Below are 13,620 nucleotides of genomic sequence, written 5' to 3'. Positions count from 1 at the left end.
AGACATGCAAATTTTAAGATTGGGCGGAAAAACCCTTCGTTTCATGTCTCTTCGAAAAGTGGCAATGGGCTTTTCTACGTTATTAATTATAGCGTCGCTGGCGTCACTTTTTGTTAAAGGCTTAAATTTCGGTTTAGATTTTACCGGCGGTACAGCAGTTGAGGTGGGTTTTTCGCAACCTGCGGATCTGAAAAAAGTACGTAATGTACTGGCTGAAAACGACTTTGCTGATGCATCGGTACAGCTTTTTGGCTCAAGCCAAGAAATACTGGTCCGTTTAGCCCCTCGCGGTGATGATGTAAAAGCAGAAGTAATTGGTAACCAAGTGATTGCTGCACTTAAACAAGCCGATGATAGCGTAGTAATGCGCCGCATTGAGTTTGTAGGCCCAAGCGTAGGTGAAGACTTAAAAGAGCAGGGTGGCCTTGCCATGTTAACTGCACTTATTTGTATCTTAATTTATGTGGCGTTTCGCTTTGAATGGCGTTTTGCTGTGGGCGCAGTTGGCGCGCTTTTACACGATGTAATCATTACGATTGGTTTATTCTCGGTGCTAGGTTTAGAGTTTGACTTAACTATTTTGGCAGCAATACTTGCCGTGATAGGTTACTCACTAAACGATACCATTGTTGTATCAGACCGTATTCGTGAAAACTTCCGCAAAGTGCGTATTGACGACACGATTGAAATTATTGATATCTCGCTTACGCAAACACTTAACCGTACCTTAGTAACCTCAATCACTACTATTTTAGTATTGATTGCGTTATTTGTATGGGGCGGCCAAACCATTCATGGCTTTGCTACTGCACTACTATTTGGTGTGTTTATTGGTACTTACTCTTCAGTTTACGTTGCCAGCTCGGTGGCTATTGCCATGGGCGTAAGTAAAGAAGATTTAATACCAGAAGTGATTGAAAAAGAAGGCGCTGATTTAGATCCAATGCCTTAATTGAGATTAAATTATTCTTAAAACAAAACCGCTCCTAGTGAGCGGTTTTTTATTGCCTCCTATATAAGTCACATAATAGTCATACTCAGTTGGTATTTTATTGCTCTTATTAAATTTTTATTTGAGCTAGTAGTGACTGAGCAACGACAAGTCTTAGAATCAATTTTACAACAAGGAGCAATAACAACCTTGTTCCAACCTATTTTCGATATAGCTAAGCAATCTATTATTGGGTATGAAGCGCTTAGCCGTGGCCCTAAAAATGGTCCGTTAGCCATGCCAAATAAGCTATTCGAAGCAGCTCATAAATACCAATTGATTTCAGAGCTTGAGCTTTTATGCCGTTCTCGCGCCATTGAAAATTTTGTAAAACTCAGTCTGCAAGGGAAGTTATTTTTAAATGTCAGCCCAAAAATTCTACTCGATCCGAGCCACCCTAAAGGCGAAACCTTACATTTAATTGAACAGTTTGGTCTTGCTGCCAATCGAGTGGTGATTGAAGTAACTGAACAAGAAAAAGTAGATGATGGCTTTTTACTGTTAAAAACCATCGCTCATTATCGAGAGCTAGGCTTTACGATTGCTATTGACGATCTCGGTGCAGGTTATTCAGGACTAAAGCAATGGTCGCAGTTATGCCCAGATATTGTAAAAATTGATCGTTACTTTATTGATCATTGCGATCAAAGCGAAGTTAAAAAAGAATTTCTAAAATCAATTATGGTGTTAGCACGGGCAACAAATACAGCGGTGATTGCAGAGGGAATTGAACGTTCCGAAGAGCTAGATTTAGTTAAAAGTATAGGCATAAGTCATGTTCAAGGGTTCTTGTTAGAAAGACCGAGTCAACAGCCAAGTTATGACTACAACTGTAAACAGTTACAATCGCTCACTTCGACCCAAGCCGCCTCAAAGTTTGAACAATCAATGGCAATAGGTGTGCTTGCTGTTGCTCAGCCTGCTATTAGCAGTCATACGCGTTGTAAAGAAGCTCATGCACTTTTTGAGCAAGACAAAAGCATAATCAGCTTACCGGTATTAAATAGCAGTCAGCAGCCAATAGGGCTGTTACACAAAGATCAGCTAACAGAAGTGTTTGCCGCGCCTTATGGGCATGCACTTTATGATAAATGTGAAGTCACTGAGCTAATGGATAAACAACCTTTAGTGGTTGATGAAAATCAAATGCTTGATATTGTCTCCCAGCAAATAACAGAGCAAGACTTTGATATTCGTCGCCATATTGTTATCACCTGCAACAATAAATATTTAGGCTTGGCACCGCTCAGAGACATACTAAAGCACATTACAGCAGAAAAAATCCGCCACGCTCAACATGCTAACCCTTTGACCATGTTACCGGGTAATGTGGCAATTAGTGAGGTAATAGAGCAGCGTCTGCAACATAAACAGCCATTTTCACTAGCCTATATCGATTTAAATCACTTTAAACAATTTAACGATTTGTATGGCTATGCCAGTGGTGACAGCGTAATAAAACTTCTGGCCGATGTTACTGTAAAAGCGTGTGCGCACAGCGCTAACTTTGTCGGGCATATTGGCGGTGATGACTTTATGGTGGTGTTTGAAAAAAAAGATGCGGTGGAGATTTGTAATACTATTATCACGCAATTTGAATTGCAGTCACGCGTATTTTTTACGCCAGAGCATATTGCTGGAAAAGGGTATTGGGCAACTAATCGAGAGGGCGAAAAGCAGTTTGTACCTTTACTTACATTATCGATAGGTTTAGTTGAGCCGGACCTGCTGCAGTGTAAAAATAGCCATCAAGTAGCGGCATTAGCGACAGATGCTAAAAAAGAAGCAAAACGTTATCGTCACAGCTACTTATTTATATGTAATCGAAGAAGGCCGGCTCCTGCTATTGTACGTTTATCCAATAGTAAAAAAAGTGGCTAACAAAAAGCAAAAAAGGAGCCTAGGCTCCTTTTTTAGTACGTAATTACGATTAACGTAATAACGACTCAGATAATACTGGGCGCATTTCGCGAACAATTGCCTGTGTTAGCTTAGGTGCACCACAGATTACGTTACCGCTCACGTTGTAGTTATTACCGCCAGCAAAATCAACAATCATGCCGCCAGCTTCTTTAACTAATAGCTCGCCTGCTGCTGTATCCCAAGGTTTTAAACCAATTTCAAAGAAGCCATCAACACGACCCGCTGCAACATACGCCATATCTAGCGAAGCAGAGCCTGCACGGCGAATATCAGCCGTGTGAACAAATAACGCTTTAAACGCTTCAGAGTATGCATCTAAGTGATGTTTTTGTTTGAAAGGAAAGCCTGTAGCAAGAACTGAACCAGCAAGTTCAACAGTTTTAGATACACGTAAACGTTTGCTGTTTAACTGTGCGCCTTGACCGCGAGAAGCAGTGAAAAGCTCGCCACGAATTGGATCGTAAATTACTGCTTGGTCTAAACGACCTTTAACTTTAAGTGCAATAGATACTGCGAAATGAGGGATACCCTTGATGAAGTTAGTTGTGCCATCAAGTGGGTCAACAATCCATTGGTAATCAGCATCCTTACCTTTGTGTTCGCCTAACTCTTCACCAACGATGCAGTGATCAGGGTAAGAACGTAAAATAGTGTCACGAATTACGGCTTCGGCTTCTTTATCAATGTTAGTAACTAAATCGTTGGTGCCTTTTTGTTGCACTTCAACTTTTGATAAGTCTTCACTTGCACGAAGAATAAGTTTGCCTGCGTTACGCGCAGCGCGAACCGCAATGTTTAACATTGGATGCATGGTATTACCTTTGGGTTGTAAAAGAACGTTTATATATTTAAGCCGGCGTATTTTAGCGGTTTTTGCCATAAAGTAAACCATAAAGCCTAAATACTTGTGAGTGTTTTTTGTACAGGTATGATCTTTCGATATATTTATCGAAATAAAAACAAGCAATAAATTTGTAAATTAGCGCTTTACCTAAAGTGAACTTGAGGTTTTATGATGTTCTATATTCAATTAACAGGAAGAAAATTATGAAATTAGAACACGTAAATTTAGTTGTCAGTGATATAAACGCCATGCTTAAGTTTTACCAAGCAGCATTTCCCTATTGGTCAATTAGAAGTGAGGGAGAAGGAACCTGGTATGGTAAAGCAAGGCGCTGGGTACATTTTGGTGATAACGATCAATATATTGCTATAAGCGATCACGGTGAAGGGAAAAATCGTGACTTATCAGGGCATCAAATTGGCTTGGCACACTTTGCCTATGTAACCAATAACTTAAATGAAGTAATAGCGCGCTTAAAGCATGCGGGCTTTGCAATAAGTAAGCAAGGCGCTGTAAATCCATTTAGAAAGAACATTTATTATATTGATCCCGCAGGGTTTGAGGTTGAGTTTGTAGAGTATATGAGTGATGTACCTAGTGAGCGAAATAACGACTTATAATATGAATGAAGCCAACTATTTTGGCTTCATCAAATGTTTAGCATATTTAATAATGTTTACCATTCATACCAAGTTGAGTTTTTAGATCATTTGCAAAGCTAATAAATTTTTCTTTAATAGTGCGCTTAACTTTAACTTCCACAGAGCCTAAAACAGTTTTTCCTTCAATTTGAATCGTTGGCCCTTGGCGTTTATTGAGTGAAACTGTTTTATTTTCAAAACTGCCTAAAATACAAAACATTTTAGAAACTACATTAACGTGCTCAGGTACATATATTTCTTCGCTGCCAAAGTAACAATTAACGTGAATAGTGACATGTTGGTGGGTAAAAATAGCATCCGTAAAATCAAGATTGATTGACCCCATGTAGTTTTCTATATAAATGTTTTGAGGCACCACCCATTGGCCGCTTCGTTCACTTGAACCAAGAATGCTTCTTAATGTAAGTGGCTCTTCATCAGTCTCATGCTGCGCACTATAATTAGGTGCAAACTGCGAGTGCTTTTGTGCCTTATATTGCTGGTCAGTATTTAAGGTTAAATCTTCAACAAGGGCCATAAGCGCGCTATTGTCACTCGCTGCCATTGCATCGTCTAAGCGCCTCTCAAATGCTTCTACAGAAATGACACCATGGCTGTAATTATAAATGAGTTGATCAATTACTTGCTCACGAACTTGCTCGATAGGGCGGTCTTCAATTTTAACAGACATTTAAATTATCCTTTTAAGGTTGCTGGCTAGTTCAAAGCAAGCCTTATACCAAATAATAATTCATTTAAAATCATTAATTTATGTTTTTTTGTTTTTTCATCCTTTATTATATTAACGACAGATTAACCAAATATACAATTATTTAGTAAGTTTCGCTATTCGAGAAAGTTTTACGCAATGGTCTGTAAATGTTTACTTCGTAGGTTTAAGTCAGTATCGGTAGTTTTAATTTAAGTCATTGAAATTTAAGTATAAAAATAGTTGGCCCGATGTTCGCATTAGTTCAAGTGTCTTTAATCAAAAGGAGAACGATTATGAAAACATTTAATAAGTCTATGATTGCAGCCCTAGTATTAGGAACAACCGCAATGGGCGCTCAAGCAAGCAGCTGGGAAAACGAAAGCAAAGATGCTTGGATTGATGGAAAGGCAGAAACAGTACTGCTGATGAACACCAATCTAAACAACTTTGATATCAACACGGACGTAAAAAACGGCAAGGTAATGCTGACAGGTAAAGTAAACAGCGATGTAGATAAAGAACTTGCTGAAGAACTCGTGCTGAGCCTAGATGGTGTAACTGATGTTGAAAACAGTCTAACTGTGGTAAAAAACACCGACATGAAGAAGCATGATTCTAAAATGATGGGTAACGATACCGAAAGTGATTTAACCGATGCCAAAATCACAACAGTCATCACAACGCGATACTTATTTGATTCTGAAGTAGGTGGTACAGACATTGATGTTGATACCGATAATGGTGTAGTAACTCTTAAAGGTTCAGTTGAGTCTGATGCTGAAAAGCAATTAGCGATGGAAATTGCTAAGAACGCTGAAGATGTTCGCAAAGTAGTTGATGAATTAACTGTTATTGCAGAATAATACACTATACTAAAAGCCCAGCCTTGCTGGGCTTTTTGCTTTGCTAACGTTAGAAGGGTTAAATTATGGATATTATCAGGATTATTTTTTCTATTTTATTACCACCACTGGGTGTATTTTTACAGGTGGGGCTAGGGATGCACTTTTGGTTAAATATTCTGCTAACCTTGCTCGGCTATTTCCCAGGATTAATTCATGCGATTTATATTATCGCCAAAAAATAACACCATATCGCAGTAATACATTTAATACTGAGTTGCTAATTGCCATCGTAAGGTATGTGTATTAGTTACTCAGACTACTATTATTTAATGAGTTCGTTTCTTCGAAGTCATCATCAATAAATCTAAAAGCTTACTATTTGAGCAGTTAGCCCTTTGATTGTTAAAATAAAGCTTTTTGCTAGTGACAAGCCCCTAAAAACTTTTTATACTGCAACCCGCTTTAGTCGCTCTGTGGCTAAACGCTTCAAAAATTAACTGCTTACAGTTATACAAAGATGGCCCCTTAGCTCAGTTGGTTAGAGCACACGACTCATAATCGTTAGGTCCCCAGTTCGAGTCTGGGAGGGGCCACCACTTTTACAAGCTTTCCAAGTAAATACCTACTAACCGAAATTACTCTGTGCTACCTCTGTGCTACTTTTAGAATAGCAAAGTAATTATAATAATTCGCTCTGATCTAGTTATAACTTCTTAGCTTATTAGGTGATCACTGAAGGGACCATCACAAACACCGCTAAAATACACCAAGGAAGTAGGATGGATCTGGCAAAACCTCAAAGTTGTTCTTATCGCTTAGCGGCAATAGGTTGACTTGTATTATTTACTGTTTACATAATAGCTAAATATTGTTGCTTAACAGATGAATTGGAAATTAAATGAAAAACTTACCAACGGAAGGAAACAGCCAAGAGATTGGACGCTTGGCTGGAAGAGCTCTTGGTAATAAGTTACCTAAGTCATGGATTGAAAAAGAGCTCGATGGAGATTCTGATTTTGGTATAGATTATCTGATTCAGCTAAAATCTGAGGAGAGCTTAGTTTCATTTAGTTTTTACCTACAATTGAAAGGTACTGCTTCACCTAGATACAGCTCAACTAATACATGTGTTTCTTATGATTTCAAAGTGAAAACACTTCAGTATTATCATCAACAAGAGCCTCTTGTAATGGTGGCAGTAGTTGACTTACAAGGAAATGAAAATGAGCTGTGGAAGTGTCCAATTTATTATTGCTGGCTTGATGAAGACTGGTTCGAGGAAAATAAAGGTAAACTCCAGACTCAACAAACGATCTCTCTAAAGATCCCCACTAACCAATTACTAGATCAGTCTTTGAATATATATGACTTTTATTCCAAGAGGTTAGATGAGAAGTTTGCCGTAGATAAACTGAAAAAAGGTATACAACAACAAAATAGAACAGTAATAGATGGAATTGAAATAATCTCTAGTGCGGTACATCAGAAACCAAAACTGCTAGAAAGTTTAGCGGAGCAAAGCGATGCTCCTTGGCTAACAAACCCTGAAGGTACAATAGCCTGTGAGCTAAAACGTTGTTCAGAGTACGTCCAATCAAACAACCTAGAGACTGCCAATAAAGTTCTTACAAACCTCTTTAATAAAGAAGAGCAGTTTACCCAAAATGAGTATGCTGAGTATCACTATCAAAAGGCCAACATCCTATCATTAAATGGCCTTTTAAATGAGGCTGAAAGCGAATACCTTTTGGCATTTAATAAAGATAAAAAAGAGCGCTACCACTTAGGTTATCTTGATTGCAAGTTTCGCAAGGATCCGCTTCCGCCTCAAGCTGAACTTGAGAAACTAATTGAAGAATTAGATGAAACCAGCTACCAAAAGTGTTTAGTTAAAGCTAAATGTTTATCAATCTTAGATAGGCCTGAAGAAGCAATTAAAATACTTGAAGACAACCACCCAGAAAGAATTATTGGTCAAATGGTTGTTTCAACTATCTCGGGAATGGGTGATAAGTTAGAAATTTTGATTAGTGAACATTCTGACCCTAGCTCATTCAGTGATAGAGAAGCATATATATTTAACAGCCTTGCGGCTAGGTATTACTTCTATAAGGCTACAGGTAACGAGGTGGCAGGGGAAGTACTACCTATGCAAGGTAAACGATCTTATGACCTTGCGTTGATGGAGCAGTCATTTGACTTCACCAAAAAAGCCTGGAGCTTAGCAAAAATTTTAGGATATCCATCTGACATTATAGTACTGCTAGATATAAGCGTATTAATTTATGGGTATTTTGATGCCCTTCCACTCTTAAAAGACGATATTGAATCTATCCTTTCTTCTCGTCCTGAGAACCAAGAAATTATCCGTCCGTATACCAAGATCCTTTTCAATACTGAAGACTACAACTCCGCAATAAAATTACTACAAAGGCTAGAACAGCTAAATTCCGAGGATTGCGGAATGTTAATGCTCTCCTATTACAACTTAGGGAAAAAGCCAGAAGCTTTAAAAATTGTTAAAGAGTCAGAAAAAAAGCTTTTGGAAAATACAACTCCGAATCCCGCATTGCTTTTTTGTGTCGCTATGGAAATAGCTAACGAGTTATTTGAGCCAGAATTTGCTGAAAAATATAAAAATATTGTGAAAGAAGCTGAAGGTGGTGACTCTTATCTTGCAATACACAAATTTATAACATCCTGTAATACTTACCCAGATCGTAAAACTGAATACTCTGAAGAGCTATATAAAACTTATTTTGAATTAGGAAAGCCAACATCTATTGCTGAACAGTTATTTGGGCAACTAGATCCCTACATCAAAAGATCAGCAGAAAAGGTCATAGAGTTAGGTGAAAATTTGATGAAGCAAAGAGAGCTAAGAAAAAATGATTATCTGCATTTAGCTCAGGCTTTTTTGACAACGCAACAATGGAAAAAGGCTGAAGAAATTGCGAGGGAAAATATTCAAAAAGGCATAAGTGTTGCGCAGTGCAAGCTCATTCTTTCTGCATCATTGAACCATCAAGGTCACGTGGGAGAGGCCTATAAGACATTGAAAGATACTTTAGAAGAGCCTGGAGTCTCACGAGCTACTCAAATCTCCTATATAAATTTATGTCTGTCTTTAGGTTTACTTGAGGATGTCGTTGAAGTTCTACGTGAGCTTTATAGCAACAGTATAAAAAGAGGTGAGAAGATTTATTTTCTCAAGCTTCTTATCAACATTTATTCTGGCAATGAAAATTACTTAACTCAATTAGAACGAGCAATAGACAAATATGGAGAGTTAGTTGATCAAAATGACTGTGAAGAAGAAGGTCAGTTTCTATCTTTGTTTCTAAGAATGCCGAGTGATGGAGGGGTTAATGATAGAGTTAAAGATTTTCAAAAGCGTCTTACGAAATATACAGAACGCTTTCCCAATTCTAGGGTTCTTAAGAAAGGCTTAATTAATCCTGACGATGGGCCAAGTTCAATTATAAAATCAATTAATGAAATTGTAGGGATAACTGACGAGCAAGTGGAGCAGTGGGAAAAAAATAAGCGGGCGATAAGAAATGATTCATTGCCGGTACCTTTTAGTATGCGGCATGACTTCTTAAGTAATACAGGTAATATCTTTACCTCTTGGAGTTACTCACTCAATTACCCTGATGAATTTATTGAGTTTAGGATCAAGCAAGCGCCACAAGCTAAGGCCGAGAGCTTTACTGAAGCATTTAACTCTAACGAAATAATTTTTATTTTAGAAGAGACTTCTTTATTAATACTTGCAGAGCTAGAGATACTTGATCTATTTCTCGAGAATATTTCAGGATTCAGCTTATTAAGAACAGTATTTAATAATATTAATCAAACTGCTTATGCCTATGGAGAAATAAACAACTTACTAGCAAAGCGAATTCAGCTAGCGATTCAGAAGCATCTAGATAAATTAATTTTGCTAGAAGCTAGTGTTAAAGAAACAGATTCAATAGCTCTCTATACGGAAGTGATGTTATCTAACCGTTCACTGCTTATCACTGACGATTTGTATCTATCACACTATATTAAATTAAATTGTGAAATTGCAAAGTTTGCTAACACCTTTAATGTTATCGAACATATTTTCGCAGCAAAGCTCATTAATAATAGTGATAAATACGATTTAGTAGCAAAGGCTTGTGATATGGGCTTATATGAACCAAACATGCGAATGGACCTACTTATAGATCTCTTTATTCACTATTTAGATGCTGATAATGTAACTGACTATACTCAAACAAAATTTAAATCTATCTTCGATAAACTATTTGAGGTCAATAGGAATAGAAAGAGCTGTCGAGATTTGCTTTTCAAGATGCTGAATCAAGTTGAATTGAGAAGAAGTATTAATGTTGATGTGTTATATAGCCTTTTTAAGGGGTTTTTAATTAGGCACCCTATTAAAACTGAAATGGGTTTGATTTCTGTTTGGTTCATATATAAATGCTTTCATACTGCAGCTGATAGCAAGTCAGTGATATATAGAAGTGAGCAACACTTTGAATACTGGCTAGAATATGAAGCATTAGCAATAAAAGTTAATGGGCAATTAAACACATTTCAAGAGTTAATAACTCCGATAATTCAAGAGCTTCTCGTACTTGAGAAAGAAGTAAGGGAAAGGGCATTGATAGCAATTATGAATTGCTTCGTTCCAATGACTCAGGAATCGGAATCATTCACAAGTTTATTTAAGCAGGCTTCTTTTAACGATAGCTTAATGCACTTAAACTAATATGGTTCTAGATAAAGGTAGGTGGATTGGAGTGACCTTTATTTGAATAGTTAGCAATAGCTTACGAAATTGCTAAAGCAAGGCTGATACTAATTATGCTTTGAGGTCTATCAGTTAATTAGAGGTTGTAGCTAATTTTGTGTAATTGCCTATCTCAAATACACCTCAGTAATTTCAGCCCTGAAATGTCCTAGCTCTTGCGACACAGTTTCGAGAGCTGTTGCCCTACTTAAGCCTAAGTTTTTTAATTCATTCATTCTCTCTTGTGCATAGCTGTGTCTAAGTCCATGACCGCCATTAGAAAAAAAGAGTGTGCGACTAGATGCTTTAGAGAATGAGCACGACCATTTATGGCCACCGCCAAGATCGTAGCGTTGCAAATAGTTAATTTCCCTATCACGAACTGTTACAGGCTGCGCTAAGCGCCTTTGTTCTAACTGTGTAGCTAATGCATTCGGTATTAGTACATCACGAATTAGGCCGCCTTTGCCTTTCACTGTATAAATACTACCTTCTCGACCAAGCCATTTACTGTTTAACGCTGGACGGCTATCAGCTTTTCGCTCTGATACTCTGGCTATAGTTAATAGCTCATGGGCTCTTAATCCTGCTGCGTAGGCTATTTGTGTAGATAAATTATATTTTCTAGTTTGATGTTCACTGATTGCATGAGCTTGGGCTGAAGTATAGGCGCGAGACTTTTCGATTATCTCCTTTTCAGACTTTATTACAGTCAGTGTTTCTTTAGGGGCTAGTTTACCATTGAGTTTAAACATAGCTTGAATTGCTTGCCGTTCCATATCCAGCGTTTTTTGGCCTGCAAACTCATTGCGGTAATCAAGATATTTATAAGCATCTTGAATACTCATGCCTTGCACACCATTAATGCCAATATCCTTTGACCACCGAGCTATTTTTATCAGCGCAGTTTTATAGCTTCGAGCAGTTCCTAGAGATTTAATAATTTTGTGCTTATATAAGTTTTTAGCTAGCTTCTCCGCTTGCGTTTCTGGTTTTGCGAACTTAGCCATTCTTTTGTACCCAACGTTTTACAGTTGTCCAATGTGCTCTCACTCCTTTACGCAAGAGCCATCTTTGTAGGTTAGCTATATTCGTATCTTCTTCGTAAAGAGCCAGAAGTCGTAGTTTATGTTTATCGAGCTTGGATGGCTTAAATCGTTTTTTACTGATCAATTTTTTCTCATTTTTTAGGCGCAGTGCTTCTGCTTTAGCATTAAAGGTCATAGTTATTCTCCGGTGTGGTTGTAAGAAAAACTGGCTGATTAAGCTCAGCGGCTAACGCCTATTCGCCCCTGTTTTACGCATGCGTAAGGCTCGGACTGATCGCGCCTAAAAATCAAAAGACTTGGTTTTATGATGAAGCTAAAAGCTTCTAAAGTGGGGGTTACAGAGAATGTAACAACGTGTTGAAGGCAGCAGAAAAGCGCCTGTTTTTTTCTTGCCCGAAGGGCTTGATTAATATTTAGATTAGCAGCTTTAATTTAAATTTCAATCTGCAAATAAAAAATTGCGTATAAGATGCTCCAGAGCCCATATCCCGCTATGTGCAAGCCTATTTTAGGCTTCTACATAGCGGGATATGGGCGAAGCCCAGAAAAGAGGAGGCAATTGCTCATGATGCCTCATTTTGAAATGGTTTAATTAATTAACTTAAAAGTGATTTATTACTTCATTCACACTTTTAAGCATGATAATTATTAGTTTCAATTACAAGGAATATTGAATGACTGAAGAGACTAAAAGAAAAAGCGAAACAATAGAGAGAATTGCGACCAAACTGTCAATCTTAGCTATTTTAGGCGGTGCAATTGCTGCTATTAATCATTATGCAGGTTATAGCTTTTTGAAGGGAGTTATAGAGGTTATAGGATTAGGCAATTCCAATGTTGAATTAAGTAATCAAGAAACTACACATATGACTATGTTTGCTATCCGTACTATGCACGAGAACTGGATGGACGAGGTAGCGAAGTTTTTCAAAATGGGTTGGGAAAGTATTTCTGTACTTTGTCTTATTGTTGCTCTCTATTGGTATTTATTTTTTGAGCACAAACTATCAAAAAAGAATAAAAATAAGCCAAGTAGGGTGTTCAATTGGCTTAAAAAAATTCCTGGTGGCTTAAAAAAATTGTTCGCATATCCTTTTTTCGCATTTATAGGGTTGATCATTTATATGATATCTATATCCACCTTGCTGTGGGTTGTTTGGGGTATTTTATCAATATTCTTTTCGGCTGGTCAGTCTTATGGCGCTAAGTTAATAGGGGATGGTGTTTGTGGGTCTTTTAAAGAAGTAAAAAAAGAAGAATATAGTAAGGTCTCGGGGTGTACAGTTTATATTGATGCTTATGGTAATTACTTACAAGGTAGAATCGTTTACACGGGTAAGAAAGAGTTTATTTTTGTCACTAATACAGAAAGTGTTATTTTTGATGAAAAGGGGAAACATTTGGCTTGTTCACCAAGATATGATTTAGATAAGGGTGCTGATAAGCAACTTAAGCATCATTGTAGTGCGCCATTAGCTATCCTAACCAAGTCTGATAAATAATTATATTTCAATTATTAGAGTCGGCTGCCTTAAGAGCTAGACTCTAAAATAACCAATGCTAATTTATCTTCGATACAATATAGATACGCAGTAGGCACCTCTAAAATATCAGCAAGTGCTTTTACTGTTTTAAAGTCTGGGGCATGTACTCCTTTTTCGTATTGGTTCATTCTTGCTGATGCAGAAAACTCATCCATTCCAGCTAAAATTCCTAACTGTTTTTGTGATAGTCCTTTGGTTTTTCTTGCCTCTTTTAAGCGCTTTGGAAATGGTGACTCGTCATTAGTTTTCATTATTTATTATTCTTAGTTTTTGCTTTCGTGGGTAATT

General features: G+C 37.5%; 12 protein-coding genes and 1 tRNA gene. 8 read left to right on the top strand and 5 right to left on the bottom strand.

The window, feature by feature from the left end; all coding sequences use genetic code 11:
• The first annotated feature begins 4 nt into the window (after positions 1-4).
• Complete coding sequence (gene secF, locus ACNSN3_RS13080) at positions 5-952, top strand: protein translocase subunit SecF (protein WP_008466355.1); 948 nt, start codon at positions 5-7, stop codon at positions 950-952.
• 132 nt (positions 953-1,084) lie between these two features.
• Positions 1,085-2,872 (top strand): GGDEF domain-containing protein, encoded by a 1,788-nt coding sequence (locus tag ACNSN3_RS13075; protein ID WP_418607669.1) that lies wholly within the window; start codon positions 1,085-1,087, stop codon positions 2,870-2,872.
• A 49-nt stretch (positions 2,873-2,921) separates the two neighbouring features.
• Here ACNSN3_RS13075 and suhB read toward each other — a convergent pair whose 3' ends face one another.
• Positions 2,922-3,725 carry an inositol-1-monophosphatase gene (gene suhB / locus ACNSN3_RS13070; RefSeq protein ID WP_054202669.1) on the bottom strand — a complete coding sequence of 268 codons (804 nt, stop codon included), beginning with the start codon at positions 3,723-3,725 and terminating at the stop codon, positions 2,922-2,924.
• A gap of 236 nt (positions 3,726-3,961) precedes the next feature.
• Here suhB and ACNSN3_RS13065 point away from each other — a divergent pair, with 236 nt between their 5' ends.
• On the top strand, positions 3,962-4,378 hold the full coding sequence (locus ACNSN3_RS13065; RefSeq protein ID WP_138606581.1) for a VOC family protein: 417 nt from the start codon (positions 3,962-3,964) through the stop codon (positions 4,376-4,378).
• Between the two features lie 46 nt (positions 4,379-4,424).
• Here the strand turns inward: ACNSN3_RS13065 and ACNSN3_RS13060 are convergent, their stop codons facing one another.
• Positions 4,425-5,090: a DUF1707 SHOCT-like domain-containing protein gene (locus ACNSN3_RS13060; protein WP_008466362.1), complete on the bottom strand. Its 666-nt coding sequence runs from the start codon at positions 5,088-5,090 to the stop codon at positions 4,425-4,427.
• A gap of 314 nt (positions 5,091-5,404) precedes the next feature.
• Between ACNSN3_RS13060 and ACNSN3_RS13055 the strand changes: the two genes are divergently transcribed.
• From ACNSN3_RS13055 to ACNSN3_RS13040, 4 genes are all read left to right on the top strand, one after another.
• Entirely contained in the window at positions 5,405-5,974 is a 570-nt protein-coding gene (locus ACNSN3_RS13055) for a BON domain-containing protein (RefSeq protein WP_008466365.1), read from the top strand.
• A gap of 65 nt (positions 5,975-6,039) precedes the next feature.
• Positions 6,040-6,198, top strand: coding sequence for a YqaE/Pmp3 family membrane protein (locus ACNSN3_RS13050; RefSeq protein WP_008466367.1), 159 nt, complete (start codon positions 6,040-6,042; stop codon positions 6,196-6,198).
• Positions 6,199-6,475: 277 nt separating this feature from the next.
• Positions 6,476-6,552, top strand: a tRNA-Ile gene (locus ACNSN3_RS13045).
• Between the two features lie 302 nt (positions 6,553-6,854).
• Complete coding sequence (locus tag ACNSN3_RS13040) at positions 6,855-10,718, top strand: DUF4365 domain-containing protein (protein WP_138571275.1); 3,864 nt, start codon at positions 6,855-6,857, stop codon at positions 10,716-10,718.
• A gap of 149 nt (positions 10,719-10,867) precedes the next feature.
• Here the strand turns inward: ACNSN3_RS13040 and ACNSN3_RS13035 are convergent, their stop codons facing one another.
• Together ACNSN3_RS13035 and ACNSN3_RS13030 are read right to left on the bottom strand one after the other, a co-directional pair.
• A complete protein-coding gene (locus ACNSN3_RS13035; protein WP_138571276.1) occupies positions 10,868-11,749 on the bottom strand; it encodes a site-specific integrase in 882 nt (293 codons plus the stop codon).
• Positions 11,742-11,963: a hypothetical protein gene (locus ACNSN3_RS13030; protein ID WP_138571277.1), complete on the bottom strand. Its 222-nt coding sequence runs from the start codon at positions 11,961-11,963 to the stop codon at positions 11,742-11,744. The genes ACNSN3_RS13035 and ACNSN3_RS13030 overlap by 8 nt, the downstream gene beginning before the upstream one ends.
• A gap of 499 nt (positions 11,964-12,462) precedes the next feature.
• Between ACNSN3_RS13030 and ACNSN3_RS13025 the strand changes: the two genes are divergently transcribed.
• On the top strand, positions 12,463-13,290 hold the full coding sequence (locus ACNSN3_RS13025) for a hypothetical protein (protein WP_138571278.1): 828 nt from the start codon (positions 12,463-12,465) through the stop codon (positions 13,288-13,290).
• Between the two features lie 29 nt (positions 13,291-13,319).
• On the opposite strand, the gene ACNSN3_RS13020 is transcribed toward ACNSN3_RS13025, so the two are convergent.
• The gene (locus tag ACNSN3_RS13020; RefSeq protein WP_138571279.1) at positions 13,320-13,583 is read right to left on the bottom strand and encodes a helix-turn-helix domain-containing protein; all 264 of its coding nucleotides are present in this window, start codon (positions 13,581-13,583) and stop codon (positions 13,320-13,322) included.
• Positions 13,584-13,620: the final 37 nt, after the last annotated feature.

Source organism: Pseudoalteromonas sp. US3C1004, assembly GCF_048401065.1.
GTDB lineage: Bacteria > Pseudomonadota > Gammaproteobacteria > Enterobacterales > Alteromonadaceae > Pseudoalteromonas > Pseudoalteromonas undina.
Note: the sequence above shows the minus strand (reverse complement) of the source record. Positions and strands in the feature narration are given on the sequence as shown.